Origin of the sequence: Croceibacterium soli (genome assembly GCF_009828065.1) — a bacterium.
Lineage (GTDB): Bacteria > Pseudomonadota > Alphaproteobacteria > Sphingomonadales > Sphingomonadaceae > Croceibacterium_B > Croceibacterium_B soli.
In genome coordinates, this window is record NZ_WTYK01000003.1 from 290,471 (window position 1) to 307,921 (window position 17,451).

The 17,451-nt window shown below is 67.5% G+C and carries 15 protein-coding genes; 12 read left to right on the forward strand and 3 right to left on the reverse strand.

Translation table 11 applies throughout. The features are described from left to right. Positions 1–19: 19 nt before the first annotated feature. Complete coding sequence (gene uvrB / locus GRI75_RS07190) at positions 20–2,206, reverse strand: excinuclease ABC subunit UvrB (protein WP_160746278.1); 2,187 nt, start codon at positions 2,204–2,206, stop codon at positions 20–22. Positions 2,207–2,389: 183 nt separating this feature from the next. Between uvrB and GRI75_RS07195 the strand changes: the two genes are divergently transcribed. The 6 genes from GRI75_RS07195 (at position 2,390) to GRI75_RS07220 (ending at position 8,119) form a co-directional block, all read left to right on the forward strand. Then, positions 2,390–3,184: an esterase/lipase family protein gene (locus GRI75_RS07195; RefSeq protein WP_160746279.1), complete on the forward strand. Its 795-nt coding sequence runs from the start codon at positions 2,390–2,392 to the stop codon at positions 3,182–3,184. Between the two features lie 72 nt (positions 3,185–3,256). Then, a complete protein-coding gene (locus tag GRI75_RS07200) occupies positions 3,257–4,687 on the forward strand; it encodes a circularly permuted type 2 ATP-grasp protein (RefSeq protein ID WP_160746280.1) in 1,431 nt (476 codons plus the stop codon). Positions 4,688–4,703: 16 nt separating this feature from the next. Continuing rightward, positions 4,704–5,648 carry an alpha-E domain-containing protein gene (locus GRI75_RS07205; RefSeq protein ID WP_160746281.1) on the forward strand — a complete coding sequence of 315 codons (945 nt, stop codon included), beginning with the start codon at positions 4,704–4,706 and terminating at the stop codon, positions 5,646–5,648. A gap of 21 nt (positions 5,649–5,669) precedes the next feature. Then, the gene (locus GRI75_RS07210) at positions 5,670–6,488 is read left to right on the forward strand and encodes a transglutaminase family protein (RefSeq protein WP_160746282.1); all 819 of its coding nucleotides are present in this window, start codon (positions 5,670–5,672) and stop codon (positions 6,486–6,488) included. A 30-nt stretch (positions 6,489–6,518) separates the two neighbouring features. Further along, positions 6,519–7,277: a proteasome-type protease gene (locus GRI75_RS07215; RefSeq protein WP_160746283.1), complete on the forward strand. Its 759-nt coding sequence runs from the start codon at positions 6,519–6,521 to the stop codon at positions 7,275–7,277. 200 nt (positions 7,278–7,477) lie between these two features. Further along, positions 7,478–8,119: a response regulator transcription factor gene (locus GRI75_RS07220; RefSeq protein ID WP_160746284.1), complete on the forward strand. Its 642-nt coding sequence runs from the start codon at positions 7,478–7,480 to the stop codon at positions 8,117–8,119. Positions 8,120–8,143: 24 nt separating this feature from the next. Here GRI75_RS07220 and GRI75_RS07225 read toward each other — a convergent pair whose 3' ends face one another. Beyond that, positions 8,144–8,875: an extensin family protein gene (locus GRI75_RS07225; RefSeq protein ID WP_235911381.1), complete on the reverse strand. Its 732-nt coding sequence runs from the start codon at positions 8,873–8,875 to the stop codon at positions 8,144–8,146. A gap of 334 nt (positions 8,876–9,209) precedes the next feature. Here GRI75_RS07225 and GRI75_RS07230 point away from each other — a divergent pair, with 334 nt between their 5' ends. The 6 genes from GRI75_RS07230 to GRI75_RS07255 all read left to right on the forward strand — a co-directional run bounded on the left by GRI75_RS07230 (position 9,210) and on the right by GRI75_RS07255 (position 16,452). Further along, positions 9,210–10,370, forward strand: a complete 1,161-nt coding sequence (locus tag GRI75_RS07230; RefSeq protein ID WP_160746285.1) for a phosphoserine transaminase — start codon at positions 9,210–9,212, stop codon at positions 10,368–10,370. A 100-nt stretch (positions 10,371–10,470) separates the two neighbouring features. Next, on the forward strand, positions 10,471–12,054 hold the full coding sequence (gene serA, locus GRI75_RS07235; protein ID WP_160746286.1) for a phosphoglycerate dehydrogenase: 1,584 nt from the start codon (positions 10,471–10,473) through the stop codon (positions 12,052–12,054). A 101-nt stretch (positions 12,055–12,155) separates the two neighbouring features. Further along, positions 12,156–13,268: an ATP phosphoribosyltransferase regulatory subunit gene (locus GRI75_RS07240; RefSeq protein WP_160746287.1), complete on the forward strand. Its 1,113-nt coding sequence runs from the start codon at positions 12,156–12,158 to the stop codon at positions 13,266–13,268. A 71-nt stretch (positions 13,269–13,339) separates the two neighbouring features. Continuing rightward, entirely contained in the window at positions 13,340–14,629 is a 1,290-nt protein-coding gene (locus GRI75_RS07245) for an adenylosuccinate synthase (protein ID WP_160746288.1), read from the forward strand. Positions 14,630–14,669: 40 nt separating this feature from the next. Further along, entirely contained in the window at positions 14,670–15,401 is a 732-nt protein-coding gene (locus GRI75_RS07250) for a class I SAM-dependent methyltransferase (RefSeq protein WP_160746289.1), read from the forward strand. Positions 15,402–15,483: 82 nt separating this feature from the next. Further along, entirely contained in the window at positions 15,484–16,452 is a 969-nt protein-coding gene (locus tag GRI75_RS07255) for a helix-turn-helix domain-containing protein (protein WP_160746290.1), read from the forward strand. Here GRI75_RS07255 and GRI75_RS07260 read toward each other — a convergent pair. After that, positions 16,449–17,447: an asparaginase gene (locus tag GRI75_RS07260; RefSeq protein ID WP_160746291.1), complete on the reverse strand. Its 999-nt coding sequence runs from the start codon at positions 17,445–17,447 to the stop codon at positions 16,449–16,451. The two genes, GRI75_RS07255 and GRI75_RS07260, sit on opposite strands and share 4 nt — an antisense overlap. Positions 17,448–17,451 lie beyond the last annotated feature (4 nt).

Genomic DNA, 17,451 nt, shown 5'->3' on the forward strand with positions numbered 1-17,451 from the left:
GCCCGGACACGACCGGCTTTCACCGCCCGAACTTCCTCTGCGTCTTGCCGTAGCGGGTCTTCCGCGTGCCGGGTTTGCCTTCGTTGCTGCGGCCGACGACCGGGGCGCGCTTGTCGCCCTCCGGCAGGCCGAGTTCGTCGGCTTCGAGGCGCCTGATCTCGTCGCGCAGGCGGCCGGCTTCCTCGAACTCGAGGTCGGCCGCGGCGGCGCGCATGCGTTTCTCGAGATCCTCGATGTAGCCGCGCAGGTTGTGGCCGACGAGGTTGTTGCGCTCCGCGTCGCCGGTGTCGATCAGCACGCTGTCGCGGCTGGCGGTGTGCGCGACGATGTCCTGGATGTTGCGCTTGATGGTCGTGGGGGTGATGCCGTGGGCGGCGTTGTACTCGCGCTGCTTCTCCCGCCGGCGGTCGGTCTCGGCGATCGCCCGTTCCATGCTGCCGGTCATGCGGTCGGCGTAGAGGATCACGCGGCCCTCGACGTTGCGCGCAGCGCGGCCGATGGTCTGGATCAGCGAAGTCTCGGAGCGCAGGAAGCCTTCCTTGTCGGCGTCGAGGATGCACACCAGTCCGCATTCCGGAATGTCGAGCCCCTCGCGCAGCAGGTTGATGCCCACCAGCACGTCGTAGACCCCCAGCCGCAAGTCGCGGATCAGCTCGATGCGCTCCAGCGTCTCGACGTCGGAGTGCATGTAGCGGACCTTCAGCCCCGCTTCGTGCATGAACTCGGTGAGGTCCTCGGCCATGCGCTTGGTCAGCGTGGTGACGAGCGTGCGGTAGCCCTTCTGCGCAGTGATGCGGCACTCGTTGATGCAGTCCTGCACCTGGTCCTCGACCGGCTTGATCTCGACCGGCGGGTCGATCAGCCCGGTCGGGCGAATGACCTGCTCGGCGAACACGCCGCCGGTCTGCTCCATTTCCCACGATCCGGGCGTGGCGGAGACGGCGAACGTCTGCGGACGCATCGCGTCCCACTCGTTGAAGCGCAGCGGGCGGTTGTCGATACAGCTCGGCAGGCGGAAGCCGTATTCGGCCAGGGTGATCTTGCGCCGGTGGTCGCCCTTCGACATCGCGCCGATCTGCGGCACCGTCTGGTGGCTCTCGTCGACGAACAGCAGGGCATTGTCGGGCAGGTATTCGAATAGCGTCGGCGGCGGCTCGCCCGGCAGGCGGCCGGTGAGGAACCGGCTGTAGTTCTCGATCCCCGCGCAACTTCCGGTGGCGGCGATCATCTCGAGATCGAAGTTGGTCCGCTGCTCCAGCCGCTGGGCTTCGAGCAGGCGCCCTTCCGCGTGCAGTTCCTTGAGCCGTTCCTCCAACTCGAAGCGGATCGCCTGGGTCGCCTGCTTCATCGTCGGCCCGGGGGTGACGTAGTGCGAGTTGGCGTAGACCCGCACCTGGCCGAGGCTCGCGCCCTTGGTGCCGGTCAGCGGATCGAACTCGCTGATCTCCTCGATCTCGTCGCCGAAGAAGCTGATCCGCCAGGCCATGTCCTCGTAGTGGCTCGGGAAGATCTCCAGGCTGTCCCCGCGCACGCGAAAAGCGCCGCGCGCGAAGGCCGTGTCGTTGCGCTTGTACTGCAGCGCCACGAGCTTGCGGATGATCTCCCGCTGGTCCTGCGTCTCGCCCTTCTTGAGGTCGAAGATCATGGCCGAGTAAGTCTCGACCGAGCCGATGCCGTAGAGGCAGGAGACGGAGGCGACGATGATCACGTCGTCGCGCTCCAGCAGCGCGCGCGTGGCCGAGTGGCGCATCCGATCGATCGCCTCGTTCACCGAGCTTTCCTTCTCGATGTAGGTGTCCGACCGGGGCACGTAGGCTTCGGGCTGATAGTAGTCGTAGTAGCTGACGAAATACTCGACCGCGTTGTTGGGGAAGAAGCTCGTGAACTCGCCGTAGAGCTGCGCGGCCAGGATCTTGTTCGGCGCCAAGATCAGGGCGGGGCGCTGCAGCTCCTCGATCACTTTGGCCATCGTGAAGGTCTTGCCGCTGCCGGTCACGCCGAGCAGCACTTGCGTCCGCTCCCCCTGCACGGACCCTTCGACAAGTTCGCGGATCGCGGTCGGCTGGTCGCCGGCCGGCTGGTAGTCGGAGACGAGTTCGAACCGCTTCCCGCCCATCGACTTCGTCGGACGCTCGGGCTTGTACGGCTTGAAGTCCGCGGAGGTATCGGGTTCTTCCAGTCCGCGGCGGATCACGAGTTCGGCCATGGGCGGAGATATGGCTGTTCTCTCTGCGTTCCGCAACCGGGCGAGGGGCACCATTTCGTTGACGGGTTCGGCTGTCTGAGGCGGCAAGCAAGCGTTCACGAAGGAGGCGCACTATGTGCGGGGAAACCGGCGCGGCCGATGGAGAGTTGATCGTCGAAACGCAGCGCCGCCTGAAAGGAACTCATGGCCTACAAAGCTGTCCTGCAGGAAAACGCCACCCCGGCCCGCCGCCCGGCGACGCCCACGCTGCGCGACATGGTCGCCCGCCGGTTCGAGCTTCTGGGCCGCTCCCCGCCGGGAGACGCGCGGAGCCCGGCGCTGCGCTTCCTGCTGGGCGAACTGGGCGAGCTGGTCGTGCCGCTCCGCCGATCGATGAAGGCAGAGCTGGACATTCCCGAGGCCCGGCACAAACGCGTCGTGATCCTGCTGCCGGGCTTCGGCACCCACCCGTTCCGCATGCGCTACATGGCGCGTCAGCTCGAACGCGCCGGCCACAAGGTCAAGCGCTGGGGCATGGGTTTCAACCTGGGGCCAAGCCTGGAGCTGTTCGACACCCTCTCCCAGCGGGTGCGCGACGTGCGCGAGCGTTACGGGAAGCCGGTGGTCCTCGTCGGCTGGAGTCTTGGCGGGATCTACGCTCGGGAGATCGCCAAACGACATCCGGAAGCGGTCGCGAAAGTCATCACCATGGGCTCGCCGTTTTCCGGCACCCCTTACGACAACAACGCCTGGCGCCTCTACCACCTGGTCACCGGCCATTCGGTGGAAGAGCCCCCGATCGAGGCGAATATCACCGCCAAGCCGCCGGTGGAGACTGTCGCGCTGTGGAGCCCGCGTGATGGGATCGTTGCACCGCGTGCCTCCTGCGGGAGGCCGGGAGAGCGCGACCGGGCCATCTCCGTGCGCTGCTCGCATGTGGGATTTCCCAATTCTCCCGAATGCTTGCATGCGATTTTGAGGGAACTCGATACTCCCTGAGGGCGTTTTCGCCGGGGTTGCACTTGGCGGCAAGCCGAACGAATGGCATGCTGCACTGCAGCAAGGGGGAATATGGACGGAGCGAAGCAACCGGTCTTCGATGAGATGCACGAAGCCGATGGCTCGGTGCGCCCAGCCTATGCCGAATATTGCGAGTGGCTCGACCAGCAGGACGGAAGCTGGCTGCGCCGCAAGAGCTTCGAGGCGGAGAGCCTCTTCCGCCGCAGCGGCATCACTTTCAACGTCTATGGGGAGGGCGACGCGGAGGAGCGGCTGATCCCGTTCGACATGATTCCGCGGATCATCAGCGGCGGCGAATGGCGCAAGGTCACACGCGGCATCGAGCAGCGCGTCCGCGCGATCAACGCCTTCATCCACGATCTCTACCACCGGCAGGAGATCATCCGATCGGGCCGCCTGCCGGAGCGGCTGTTCCGCAACAACATGGCCTGGCTGCCGCAGATGGTCGGCTTCACCCCGCCGGGCGGGGTTTACACCCATGTCGTGGGGGTGGACCTGGTGCGTACCGGCCCGGACGAGTTCCTGGTGCTGGAGGACAATGCCCGCACACCCAGCGGCGTGTCCTACATGCTCGAGAACCGCGAAACGATGATGGCGATGTTCCCGGAGCTGTTCACCAAGATCCCCATCCAACCAGTCTCAAACTACCCCCGCCGCCTAGCCAAGAGCCTAGCCGCCTGTGCGCCGGAGTGCGCCGGCGAGAACCCGACGGTCGCGGTTCTCACTCCCGGCATCTACAACTCGGCCTACTTCGAGCATGCCTTCCTGGCGGACCAGATGGGCGCGGAGCTGGTCGAGGGAAGCGACCTGCGGGTCGTCGACGGACGCGTGCAGATGCGCACGACAAAGGGCTACCGACCCATAGACGTGCTCTATCGCCGGGTGGACGACGACTTCCTGGACCCGCTGACCTTCAATCCCGACAGCATGCTCGGCGTGCCGGGGATCTTCGACGTCTACCGCGCCGGCAAGGTCACCATCGCCAATGCGCCCGGAACCGGCGTCGCCGACGACAAGGCGATCTACTCGTTCATGCCCGATATCGTGCAGTTCTACACCGGGGAGGCGCCGCTCCTGCCCAATGTGGAGACCTGGCGCTGCGCGGACCCGGACAGCCTGAAGTACGTGCTCGAGAACCTCGAGGAACTGGTGGTCAAGGAGGTCCACGGCTCCGGCGGGTACGGCATGCTGATCGGCCCGACCGCTTCGAAGAAGGAGATCGCGGCGTTCCGCGAGAAGCTCCGCGCCCGACCGGCCAACTACATCGCCCAGCCGACCCTGTCGCTTTCGACCTGCCCGACCCTGACCCGCGCCGGCCTCGCCCCGCGCCACGTGGACTTGCGGCCCTACGTGCTCGTTTCGCCCGAGGGCGTCGACATCAGTCCCGGCGGCCTCACCCGCGTGGCGCTGAAGAAAGGCTCGCTGGTGGTCAATTCAAGCCAGGGCGGCGGCACCAAGGACAGCTGGGTGCTGCAGGACTGATGGGCAAGATCCGATAATGCTGGGCCGCACCGCCAACGACATCTTCTGGATGTTCCGCTACCTCGAACGGGCGGAGAACACCGCGCGACTGCTCGACGCCGGGCACCGCATGGCGCTGACCCGCGGCCGGGACGCGGCGAGCGCCGAGTGGAAGTCCGTCGTCAGCACCCTGGGCCTGCGGGCGAGCTACGAGGCGGTGCGCGGCGATTACTCGGGCGCGCACGTCTGCGATTTCGTCCTGCGGTCGAAGTCCAATCCCGAAAGCGTGCTGCGGATGTTCGAGTGCGCGCGCGTCAACGCCCGCCGCTGCCGCTCGGCCATCACCGGCGAAGTCTGGGAAGCGATCAACGAAGGCTGGATGACCCTGCGCGACCTGCTCGCCCGGCAAGTGCGGGAGAGCAACCTGGGCACGGCCCTGTCGGCCATCCGCCGGGAATCGACGCTGGCTCGCGGCGCGACGCACGGATCGATGCTGCGTGACGAGGTCTACAGCTTCGCACGTGCCGGCACTTTCGTCGAACGTGCCGACAACACGGCCCGAATCCTCGATATCAAGTACTACGTCCTGCTGCCTTCGCTGTCCTACGTCGGAACGGCGCTGGACACTGGGCAGTGGGACAACGTCCTGCGCTCGCTGTCCGGAGAGCGTGCCTACCGCTGGCTCAACGCCGGGCGAATGGATGCCCGCTCGATCGCCAACTTCGTGATCCTCGACGCGCGGTTTCCGCGCAGCCTGGCGTTCTGCTATGCCGCACTGCGTGAGAACCTCGGCGTCCTGGCGCGGCTGCACGGGCACGAGGGCGAGGCGAACACGTTGATCCGCGACGCGCACCAGCGGCTCGCCGGCACCAACGTGGAAACGATCTTCGAGCAGGGGCTGCACGAGTTCCTGCTCGGGTTCATCGCATCGAACCAGGGCATCTCCGACGCGATCGCCCGCGAATACCGCTTCGTCGCCTGAAGGGAGCCGACCGACCGACCCATGCGCCTCTCCATCCGCCATACCACCCGCTACAGCTTCGCGGCGCCGATCGCCCACGCGCTCCAGCGCTTGCGGCTGACCCCCAAGGAGACCCAGGGGCAGACGGTGCTCGACTGGAAGATGGAGTACGAAGGTGCGCGCGAGGAGCTCAGTTACGACGACCAGAACGTCAACCGCGTGACTCTCGTCTCGGCGATGGAAGGCGCGCGGGAGGTCGTCATCACCTGCCGCGGGACGGTCGAGACCCGCGACCAGGCCGGGGTCATCGGCAGCCATGCCGGGCACTTGCCGCTGTGGGCGTTCCTCGGCGAAACCAAGCTGACCCATGCCGGTCCGCGCGTGCGCCAGTTGATCGCCACCGTGGAGCGCAGCGAAGGCGGCATGGTCGGCACGCTGCACAACCTTTCCGCCGCGATCGCCAGCGCCGTGCCGTATGAGACGGGCTCGACCGGTGTCGATACCACGGCGGAGATCGCCCTCGGCGGCGGCTGCGGCGTTTGCCAGGATCACGCCCACATCTTCATCGCCGCCGCCCGCGCGCTGGACATCCCTGCGCGCTACGTCAGCGGCTATCTGATGATGAACGACCGGATCGATCAGGAGGCGACCCACGCCTGGGCGGAAGCCTGGGTGCACAACCTCGGCTGGGTCGGCTTCGACATCTCCAACGGGATCAGCCCGGACACCCGCTATGTGCGCGTCGCGACCGGCCGCGACTATCGCGATGCGGCGCCGATCACCGGGATCAGCTTCGGCGGGGCTACGGAAAACCTCCACGTGGACCTTGCGGTCGAGCAGCAGGTGCACGAACAGCAGTAGCGGCAATCGGCCGCGGCTGAGAGGATTCGAATGACCTATTGCGTCGGCATGGTGGTGGACCGCGGGCTTGTGTTGATGAGCGACACGCGGACGAACTCCGGCGTCGACAACATTTCCGTGTTCCGGAAGATGTTCCACTGGAGCGTGCCGGGGGAGCGGATCGTCACGCTGATGACTGCCGGCAACCTGGCCACCACGCAGGCGGTGATCAGCGTCCTGGAGGAACGGACGAAGGCGCCCCGGGACCGCAACCATTCGCTGCTCGAAGTCCCGACCATGTTCCAGGCCGCGGTCGAGACCGGCAAGGTCCTGCGCGAGATCGTGCGCGAGACCCAGTTCGAGAACGGCGAGGAGGGCAGGGGCCGCTTCACCGCTTCGATCATCCTGGCAGGCCAGATCAAGGGCATGGAGCCGCGGCTGTTCCTGATCTACCCCGAGGGCAATTTCATCGAGGCGAGCTGGGATACGCCGTTCTTCCAGATCGGCGAGACCAAGTACGGCCGGCCGATCCTGATCCGCGGCTACGACCGGCAGCTCAGCTTCGAGGATGCGGTGAAGCTGCTGATGGTCAGCTTCGATTCGACGCTGAAAGCCAACCTGTCTGTCGGCCTGCCGCTCGATGTCATGGTCATCGAACGCGATTCGTTCGCCCCAACTCACGAGCGGCGGATCGAGACGAACGATCCCTATTTCGAATCCGTGTCGTCGGGCTGGAGTGAGGCCCTGCGCAGCGCGTTCCATTCGCTGCCGGATTACAGTTTCTACCAGGGCGACGAGCGGCCGGCCTGACGCCCTGCATAAGGATAAGTCCCTAAGGGCTGAACCGGTACGGACAACGTACGTCCGCAAGAATACGCATATCGGCTCCACTACGGAGTTGAAATGCACGTTCGCTCCAGCCGCAAACGCTGCCTCCGCAGGCCGCTAAATGTCCATTTCGGCTGGACATCGCCGTGCGTCGACGCTGTGCCGTGAGCAGGTTGGGGGGCATGGAAGATCGTCTTGTGGTCCATGTCGTCGACGGCGACCGCCGCACCCGTGCGGAACACGCCCGTATCGTCCAGTCGCTGGGCCATCACGCCGAGGTCCATGCGGATCTCGACGGCTTGCTCGACAGGCCGCCCCAAAGCGGTGTCGTGCTGGTGCGCCAGCATGCCGCCGGTTGCGACATCGAGGCGCTGTTGCGGCGGCTCGGCGACGGCGGGATCTGGCTGCCGGTGATCGTCGCCGCCACCGAACCCGGTCCCGCGCAGATCGTAGCGGCGATCAAGAGCGGGGCGCTCGATTTCCTGCCCCTGCCGATGGAACCCGCTCACCTGGCGCGATCGCTGGGCCGCGTGATGGACGAAGCGGCAACCTATGGCCGAGCCCGCCAGTTGTCGGCTGAAGCCCGGCGCCGGGTCGGCCGGCTCAGCAAGCGCGAACGCGAAGTGCTGGAATGGCTGTCGCTCGGCTGCTCCAACAAGATCATCGCCCGTGAGCTCGGCATCAGCCCGCGCACGGTCGAGATCCACCGGGCCAACATGATGGTCAAGCTCGGCGCCCGGCACGCTGCCGAGGCGATTCGCGTATGGCTGCAGGCGGAGTTGGAGAGTACCGTGCGGCCTGACGAACAGACCCTGACGGATTAGCGCCGCCAGGCCGGTCTGCTGGGCCTACCGGCAGTAGCTTTTGCCGCCGATCACGCCTTCGACGTGAAGATGGTCGTGATGGGCGCTGTTGTAGTCCGGCCCCAGCACGGTGTCGAAGCGCTTGCAGGCGCTGCGGTGCACGACACGGAGGAACTCCCGCTCCGCCGCGCTGCCGCCGTGCCAGCCGCCGAGCACGCTGATCCGCCGCCCGTCCTCCAGCACGAAAGCGCCGATGTCGACCGCCGCGGCGCTTGCATGCGCGGAGCGGCGCCCGCTGCCGCCGACGTTGCGGCACGAATAGCTGCCCATCGTTTCGATCGAGCGGAGGCCGCTGCCGAGCAACTGCCGCGCGGCGCGGTCGACTCCGAAGCGGGCCCAGGCAACGAAAGCATCGGCCACCGGGCAAGTGACAGGACCGAGGTTCGACAGGGTGATGCTCGCCCGATCGGAGCGCACGCTGGAAAGCTTCACTGTGTTGAGCGTGCTGCAGCCTTCGCTGAAGTACTGGTCCGGCAGGGGCGCGAAGCTGGCCTGGGTCAGGCCGAGGTCGGCCAGGCACTGTCGCGCCTGCGGATTGTTGCTGACCTGCGGCGCCGCGGCCTGCGGCGGGCGGTCGCGGCTGCTGCTCGACTGCTCGCCGGCGCTTTCCGGCAGGGCGGAACAGGCGGCCAGCGCGAGCAGCGCGGCGAGGGCAGGGGCGGCACGAAGCATTCCGCCACTCTGCAGTTCGATGGTGAACGAAGGCCGAATTGTCATGTCCCGTCCGCACGTTAGTGGACGCTCGCAGTTTGCCCGCATCGCTCCGCAGAGCGCAAGGCCAGCGGCCATCGCGGCGGTGGATGATCGTGTTGCGCCAGGTCGTGGTTCGACAAGCTCACCACGAACGGGTTGGGTGAACTGGGGAACAAGAAGAATTTTCGAGCGACCTCCGTTCGTCCTGAGCCTGCCGAAGGACGTGCTGCACTCGGTTCGTCAGGGGCGGTTTCTCATGCAACCGCATGCGCGCTTGACTCTCCACCGCCCGTCTATAGGGGCCGCGGCGGGCCACGCGGTCCCAACGCCGCGCGAGCTCTCTGCGAGGAGAGAATACATGAGTAATGAACCTACGCTCCGTCCGGAGCGCCCCTTCTTTTCATCCGGACCCACCGCCAAGTTCCCCGGCTGGTCGCTCGACAAGCTCAGCACCAAGTCGCTCGGCCGTTCGCACCGCTCGTCCTACGCAAAGGGCCGGCTGAAGTATGCGATCGACCTGAGCAAGGAACTGCTCGGCGTTCCCGAAGACTACCTCGTGGGCATCATGCCCGGCTCCGACACCGGCGCGCTCGAATGCGCGATGTGGACGATGCTCGGCAGCCGTCCGGCGACCGTCGCCGCCTGGGAAAGCTTCGGCAATGTGTGGATCCAGGACGCGGTCAAGCAGCTCAAGCTGCCGAACCTGACCACGCTCGACGCCGATTACGGCCTCGTCCCCGATCTCGCGTCGATCCCGCAGGACAACGACGTCGTCTTCACCTGGAACGGCACCACCAGCGGCGCCAAGATCCCCAATACGGACTGGCTCGCCCCCGGCCGCGAAGGCGTGACGATCAACGACGCCACCAGCGCCATTTTCGCGATGGAGATGGACTGGCCGAAGCTCGATGCCACGACCTACTCCTGGCAGAAGGTGCTCGGCTCCGAAGCGCAGCACGGCATGCTGATCCTCAGCCCGAAGGCGGTCGAGCGGATCGAAAGCTACGATCCCGAATGGCCGCTGCCGAAGCTGTTCCGCATCAAGAAGAAGGGTAAGATCGACCGCGCCATCTTCGAAGGCGCGACGATCAACACCCCTTCGATGCTGGCGACCGAGGACTACATCGCCGCGCTGGAGTGGGCTCAGTCGATTGGCGGCCGCCACGCCATGTTCGAACGCGCCAACCGCAACGCGCAGACCGTGTTCGACTGGATCGAAGCCACGCCGTACTTGCGCAACATGGTGCCGGATCCCGCCCAGCGGACCAACACCGGCGTGTGCATGGTCTTCCAGGGCGAATGGTACGAGAGCCTTTCCGCCGAAGAGCAGGCGAACGTCCCGAAGAAGATCGCCTCGACGCTCGAGAAGATGGACATCGGCTACGACTTCAACGGCTACCGCGATGCCCCCCCGAGCCTGCGCATCTGGTGCGGCGGCTCGGTCGAGCAGGAGGACATCAAGCGCCTGCTGCCGTGGATCGAGTGGGCTTACGAAGAGCTCAAGGCCGGCCGGCTTTAACATGTCGTCGTCCCGGGCTTGACCCGGGACCGCTTCCCACCTGGCGCGCGAATTGCGGCCAGCGATCCCGGCTCAGGGCCGGGATGACGGAGTACATCAAATGACCAAGCCCAAAGTCCTCATCTCCGACAAGATGGACCCCAATGCAGAGCGCATCCTCAAGGAGCGCGGCTGCGACGTCGACGTGATCACCGGCAAGACGCCGGAAGAGCTGAAAGCCATAATCGGCCAGTACGACGGCCTGGCGATCCGTTCGGCCACCAAGGTGACGCAGGAAATCATCGACGCGGCCACCAACCTCAAGGTCATCGGCCGCGCCGGCATCGGCGTGGACAACGTCGACATCCCGTACGCCTCGGCGAAGGGCATCGTCGTGATGAACACGCCGTTCGGCAACTCGATCACCACCGCCGAACACGCTATCGCCATGATCATGGCGCTCGCCCGCCAGATCCCCGAGGCGAACGCCCGCACCCAGGCCGGCGAGTGGCCGAAGAACGGCTTCATGGGCGTCGAAGTCACCGGCAAGACGCTCGGCCTGATCGGCGCCGGCAACATCGGCTCTATCGTCGCCAGCCGCGCGCTCGGCCTGCGCATGAAGGTCATCGCCTACGATCCGTTCCTCACCGAGGAGCGGGCCGTCGAGATGGGCGTGGAGAAGGTCGATCTGGAAGCGCTCGTCACCCGGGCGGACTTCATCACGCTGCACACCCCGCTGACCGACGAAACGCGCAACATCCTCAGCCGCGAGCGGTTGGAGAAGACCAAGACGGGCGTGCGCATCGTCAACTGCGCGCGCGGCGGACTGATCGACGAAGCGGCGCTGAAGGACATGCTTGATTCCGGCCAGGTCGCCGGCGCGGCGCTGGACGTGTTCGCGGTCGAACCGGCCAAGGAAAGCCCGCTGTTCGGCAGCCCCAACTTCATCTGCACGCCGCACCTCGGCGCCTCGACCACCGAGGCCCAGGTCAACGTCGCGCTGCAGGTGGCAGAGCAGATCGCCGACTTCCTGGTCACCGGCGGCATCACCAACGCGCTCAACGTGCCTTCGCTGAGCGCCGAGGAAGCACCGAAGCTGAAGCCCTACATGGCGCTCGCCGAAAGCCTCGGCAGCCTCGTCGGCCAGCTCGCCCACGGCAGCCTGCCGAAGATCAGCATCGAGGTCGAAGGCGCCGCCGCGCACCTCAACCAGAAGCCGATCACCGCGGCCGTGCTTAGCGGGCTGATGAAGCACCACTCGCAGAGCGTGAACATGGTCAACGCGCCGTTCCTGGCGCGCGAGCGCGGCATGGAAGTGCGCGAGATTCGCAACGAGCGCGAGGGCGTGTACCACACGCTCGTGCGCGTCACCGTGGCGACAAGCCTCGGCGATCGCTCGGTTGCCGGTTCGCTGTTCGGCGCCGGTGCGCCGCGCCTGGTGGAGATCTTCGGCATCGGCATCGAAGCCGATCTCGACGGTCACATGCTCTACATCGTCAACGAGGACGCGCCGGGCTTCATCGGCCGCATCGGCAGCCTGCTGGGCGAAGCCGGCATCAACATCGGCACCTTCCACCTCGGCCGCCGCGATGCGGGCGGGGAGGCGGTTGTCCTGCTGTCGGTCGACCAGGCGATCCCGCAGGATGTCGTCGACCAGGCCTGCAAGCTGCAGGGTGTGAAGACCGTCAAGGCGCTGACGTTCTAATCGTGGTCCCGGGCTGGACCCGGGACCGCTGGCCTCCAGGCCGGACCAGGAGGCCAGCGATCCCCGCTTTCGCGGGGATGACGAAGAAGGTAGGGGGCACTATGACCGATCCGACCCGCGACTTGCTGCCAGAAGGGCTCGAAGACCGCCTGCCGAAAGGTGCGGCCGCGGCCGCGCGGATCGAGCGGGCGGCGCTCGAGACGATGGACGGGTGGGGGTACGACTGCGTCCGCCCCCCGCTGATCGAGTTCGAGAAGTCGATGGCGGAGCGGATGGACGGGATCGCCACCCGGCGCATGTTCCGCTTCGTCGATCCGCGCAGCTTGCGCACGCTGGCGCTGCGCTCCGACATCACGGTGCAGGTCGGCCGGATCGCCGCCACCGGGCTGGCCGACCAGCCGCGTCCGCTGCGGCTGTGCTACGCCGGGCAGGTCGCCCGCATCGCCGGCGAGCAGCTCGATCCCCGCCGCGAACACCTGCAGCTCGGCGCCGAGCTGATCGGCAGCGATACGGCCGCGGCGGCCGCCGAGATCGTCGAGCTGGCGATCGCCACGCTCGAGGCGATGGGCGCGCGCGGCATCTCGGTCGATTTCACGCTGCCCGATCTGGTCGATACCCTCGCCACCGAAGAGTTTCCGCTCGAACCGGCGCAAGTGCCGGCTGTGCGGCGGGAGCTCGACGCCAAGGATGCCGGGGCGCTGAAGGATGCCGGCGGGGAGGCCTACCTTCCGCTGCTCTACGCCGCGGGGCCGTTCGAGCAGGCGGTCGAGAAGCTTTCCGCAATCGATGCGCGCGGCGTTCTCGCGAGCCGGATCGATGGACTCAGGCAGATCGCTCGGCAAGTCGGTGGCCGCGCCCGCCTCACGCTCGACCCGAGCGAGCGGCACGGCTTCCAGTACCAGAGCTGGTTCGGCTTCACGATCTACGCGGAGGGCGTGCGCGGCGCGCTCGGGCGCGGGGGCACCTACCGGATCGGCGGCAGCGACGAACCGGCAACCGGCTTCTCCCTGTTCCCGGAGGAACTGGTCGAGGCGGCCGCGGCGAACGAGCCGCCGCGCGATGCGCTGTTCCTGCCGCTGGGCCATGACCGCGATGCGGCCGCGCGGCTGCGTGCCGAAGGCTGGCGCACGGTCGCGGCCCTGGGCGAAGCCGACGACGCGGCGGCGCTCGGCTGCTCGCATACACTGCAAGGCGGCAAACCGGCCCGCCTCTGATCGCTTCGCGGTTGCCCTCCCGCGCGCCTGCGCCTAGGGCCGCGCCGATTATTTGAGAAAGGCGATAGAGCTTGGCCAACGTCACCGTGATCGGCGCCCAGTGGGGCGATGAAGGGAAGGGCAAGATCGTCGACTGGCTCGCCAGCCGGGCCGACGTCGTCGTGCGCTTCCAGGGCGGGCACAACGCCGGTCATACGCTGGTGGTGGGCGACACCACCTACAAGCTTTCGCTGCTCCCCTCCGGCATTGTCACCGGCACGCTGTCGCTGATCGGCAACGGCGTCGTGCTCGACCCGTGGGCGCTGAAGAGCGAGATCGAGCGGCTGGAAGCCCAGGGCGTCACCATTACGCCGGACAACTTCGGCATTGCCGACAACTGTCCGCTGATCCTGCCGCTTCACCGCGATCTCGACGGGCTGCGCGAGGCCGCCGCCGGCAAAGGCAAGATCGGCACCACCGGCCGCGGCATCGGCCCGGCTTACGAGGACAAAGTCGGCCGCCGCGCAATCCGCGTGTGCGACCTCAACCACTTGCACGAACTCGAACCGCAGCTCGACCGTCTCTGCGCGCACCACGACGCGCTGCGCGCCGGGTTCAACGAACCGCCGGTGGACCGCGCCGCGTTGCTCGCCGAGCTGACGGAGATCGCGCCGTTCGTACGCCAGTTCGCCCAGCCGATCTGGCGCCGGCTCAATCAGGAGAAGAAAGCCGGCAGCCGGATCCTGTTCGAAGGCGCGCAAGGCGTGCTGCTCGACGTCGACCACGGCACTTATCCGTTCGTCACCAGCTCTAACACCGTCAGCGGAACTGTCTCCAGCGGCTCCGGCATCGGGCCGAGCGCGGCGGGCTTCGTGCTCGGTATCGTAAAGGCCTACACCACCCGCGTCGGCTCCGGCCCGTTCCCGACGGAGCTGGACGACGCCGACGGCCAGCGCCTGGGCGAGCGGGGCCACGAGTTCGGCACCGTCACCGGGCGCCAGCGCCGCTGCGGCTGGTTCGACGCGGTGCTCGTGCGGCAAAGCTGCGCGATCAGCGGCGTCACCGGGATCGCGCTGACCAAGCTCGACGTGCTCGACGGGTTCGAGAAGCTCAAGGTTTGCACCGGCTACCGCCTGCGCGGGCAGGTAGTCGATTACCTCCCGGCCAACGCCGCCGAGCAGGCCGATTGCGAGCCGATCTACGAAGAGATGGAAGGCTGGAGCGAGACCACCGCCGGTGCGCGCAGCTGGGCCGACCTCCCGGCGCAGGCGATCAAGTACATCCGACGTATCGAGGAGCTGATCGAATGTCCCGTCGCTTCGGTCTCCACAAGTCCGGAGCGTGACGACACCATCCTGGTGCGCGACCCGTTCGCCGACTGATGCTAAGGAACCGGCTCCAGCTCGAACGATTGGATCGTCCATGACATCGCGCGAGAAGACCGGTCTCCTGCCGCTCGATGCCGCCGGCCCGGCCCGGCCGTTGTCCGAAAGGGCGCTGACGATCGCCTGGGGCGCGATCCAGTGGCCGTGGCTGGCGCGCAGCCTGTGGGGCGGGCGCCTGGCCGACAAGCAGGCGCTGCTCCAGCGGCTCGACCTGCCGCCCGACGCCCTGCCGCACCTCGGCAGCTGGAAGGCGGACACCTGGTTCCTCTGGCGCATCGTGGAGGCCATCGAGCGCCTCCGCCCACGCGAGGTGGTAGAACTCGGCTGCGGCGCTTCGTCCCTTGTCATTGCCCGCGCGATGGAGCGCAGCGGCGACGGCCACCTGACGAGCTTCGACCAGCACGCCGACTTCGTCGCCGCCACCGCGCGCTGGCTGGCCACCCACGGCCTTTCCGCATCGCTCCGCCACGCGCCGATCGTGGAAGATCCTTCGCGCTGGTCGAGCGCCTGGTACGATCTTTCCGCCGTGCCGGCGCAGATCGACCTGCTGGTCATCGACGGCCCGCCGTGGACGCTCAACCCCTTCGTCCGCGGGCGAGCGGAGGTCCTGTTCGATCGCGTGGTGCCGGGTGGGATGATCCTGCTGGACGATGCCGCGCGGCCCGGCGAACGGGTCGTGGCCAGCCGCTGGCGGCGGGACTGGCCGGACTTCCGCTTCACCCTCCTGCCCGGGGCCAAGGGAACCCTGGTGGGCGAGCGGCTGGCCTGATCGCACCGAAACGGACCCAACCTTCCTTGACTCGAACGAGCTCCGTTCGCAGTTTGTTCGAGTCCAAGTTGAGGGGGTTCCGATGGGGCAGGACGATATCGCATACGACGCGGTGAAGGATGGGGTCGGCACTTCGGTGGCCGTTTCCATCTTCGCCGACCGCGTGCATCTGCGGGACGAGATATCGGACGATGTCCGCGCCGCCGGACTGACGGTGCGCGACTGCGGGCCGGTGGCCGCCCTGCTGGAGGATGAGGTGCGGCCGTTGGGCCTGGTCGTGCTGCTCGATTGCGCGACCGGCTCCGGCACGGAACTTGCCGCGCTCAGCCGGCTGGACGCACGCGCTGCACGCGCGAACATCCATCTGATCGTCTCAACCACCGTGGCCGCGCTGGAGGACGTCTTCGCTTGCTGCGACCAGTCCGCGGCGCAGATCCTGGTCGAGCCGAGCCGGGTCGAACGGCTGGTCGCGCTGGGCCGCGCGCTTGCCAGCGCCTCCAAGCCGCGGGTGCGCGAATTGTCGGAGGGGGACCGGCTGACGCTCCTGCGCCTGATCGAACAGGTCAGCGAAATCGCCGAACGGGTTGGGGTGAAGGGAGCCGCGGGAACCGGCGCGTTCCGCTTCGAGAGCCCGGCAGCCCATTCCTGGGGTGCCGCGGCCGAGAACGGCGATGCCCGCCTCAGCCGCGCAACCCGGCCGCCGCTTCCGGACCCCGCGCTGGTGCGCAGGATCATTCGCCAGCGGCAGCTTCGCGCCCGCTATTTCGACGGTGAACTCTTCGCCGACCCCGCGTGGGACATCCTGCTCGACCTCACCGCCGCCAGCGCCGAGCACAAGCGCGTTTCGGTGACTTCGCTGTGCATCGCCAGCGGCGTGCCTCCGACCACGGCCTTGCGCTGGATCAGCCAGATGGTCGAGATCGGCCTGCTCGTCCGCATCCAGGACGAAGCCGACCGCCGCCGCGTCTTCATCGCGCTGAGCGACAGCGCGGCTAGTGCCATGGCGCGCTATTTCGCCGAGCTCGGCAGCCCGGTGGCGCAGCTCGTCTAAGGCGCGGTGTGCCGGGGGGCGTCGAACTCGGCCTGAATAGCCGCTGGGTCGGTCAGCCCCGCGGCGAGCGCAAGTTGCAGCAGGATGCGGCTCTTCTGCGGGTTGAGCGCCCGTGCAGCGACGAAGCCGAGGCCGTCGTCGTCGACTTCGACGTTACGGTCGACTAGGCCTTGGTCGACGCGGCTGCTGCGCACCACCGCCACACCGCTCGCCGCCGCTTCGCTCAAGGCATCGAGCACCGCCTTCGGTGCGTTGCCGTGGCCGAGCCCAGCCAGCACCAGCCCGCGCGCGCCGGCAGCGGTCGCGCCGTCGATCAGTGCCCGGTCCATCGCCGCATGGGCGAACAGGATGTCGACCCGTGGCGGGCTGGCGGGCCAGGCGAATCGCGCCGGCTCATCACTGCGTGCCGGCGGCACGAACCAGTCGAGCGAGGAGGGCGCCACCGCGCCTATGCTCCCGCGCGGGAAGCCGCGGAACGCCTCGGCGCCCTGGGTCGCAGCCTTGCGGACGTCGCGCGCGGTGAAGACATGGTCCCCCATCACCACCAGCACCCCGCGCCCGGCGGTGTCCGGATCGCTCGCCACGCGCAGCGCATTGGCGAGGTTGCGCATCCCGTCGCTGCCGAGCGCATCGGCCGGGCGCATCGCCCCGGTCAGCACGACCGGCTTGCCCGGCGGCAGCGTGAGGTCGAGCAGGAAAGCGGTTTCCTCGGCAGTGTCCGTGCCGTGAGTGATGACGATTCCGCAGACCGCCGGATCGTCCTGCGCCTCCCGCACCTCCCGGTGCAGCGCGGTCCATTCGCTCCAGCCGATGTCCTGCGAACCCACTTGCGCGATCTCGCGCCCCTCGCACAGCGTTTCCAGGCCCAGGGCGGCCGCTTCGGCCAGCAACTGGTCGATCCCGATCTGCCCCGGGCGATAGGCCCGCCCCACGGCCGATCCGCCACGCCCGGCGATGGTGCCACCGGTGGCGAGGATGCGAATATGGCGTGGCATGACG

Coding starts and splice junctions, on each gene's coding strand:
- GRI75_RS07255 (WP_160746290.1), top strand. CDS start 15,484: ATGGGGCAGGACGATATCGCATACGACGCGGTGAAGGATGGGGTCGGC.
- GRI75_RS07195 (WP_160746279.1), top strand. CDS start 2,390: ATGGCCTACAAAGCTGTCCTGCAGGAAAACGCCACCCCGGCCCGCCGC.
- GRI75_RS07240 (WP_160746287.1), top strand. CDS start 12,156: ATGACCGATCCGACCCGCGACTTGCTGCCAGAAGGGCTCGAAGACCGC.
- GRI75_RS07225 (WP_235911381.1), bottom strand. CDS start 8,875: ATGACAATTCGGCCTTCGTTCACCATCGAACTGCAGAGTGGCGGAATG.
- GRI75_RS07210 (WP_160746282.1), top strand. CDS start 5,670: ATGCGCCTCTCCATCCGCCATACCACCCGCTACAGCTTCGCGGCGCCG.
- GRI75_RS07200 (WP_160746280.1), top strand. CDS start 3,257: ATGGACGGAGCGAAGCAACCGGTCTTCGATGAGATGCACGAAGCCGAT.
- uvrB (WP_160746278.1), bottom strand. CDS start 2,206: ATGGCCGAACTCGTGATCCGCCGCGGACTGGAAGAACCCGATACCTCC.
- GRI75_RS07260 (WP_160746291.1), bottom strand. CDS start 17,447: ATGCCACGCCATATTCGCATCCTCGCCACCGGTGGCACCATCGCCGGG.
- serA (WP_160746286.1), top strand. CDS start 10,471: ATGACCAAGCCCAAAGTCCTCATCTCCGACAAGATGGACCCCAATGCA.
- GRI75_RS07215 (WP_160746283.1), top strand. CDS start 6,519: ATGACCTATTGCGTCGGCATGGTGGTGGACCGCGGGCTTGTGTTGATG.
- GRI75_RS07220 (WP_160746284.1), top strand. CDS start 7,478: ATGGAAGATCGTCTTGTGGTCCATGTCGTCGACGGCGACCGCCGCACC.
- GRI75_RS07205 (WP_160746281.1), top strand. CDS start 4,704: ATGCTGGGCCGCACCGCCAACGACATCTTCTGGATGTTCCGCTACCTC.
- GRI75_RS07230 (WP_160746285.1), top strand. CDS start 9,210: ATGAGTAATGAACCTACGCTCCGTCCGGAGCGCCCCTTCTTTTCATCC.
- GRI75_RS07250 (WP_160746289.1), top strand. CDS start 14,670: ATGACATCGCGCGAGAAGACCGGTCTCCTGCCGCTCGATGCCGCCGGC.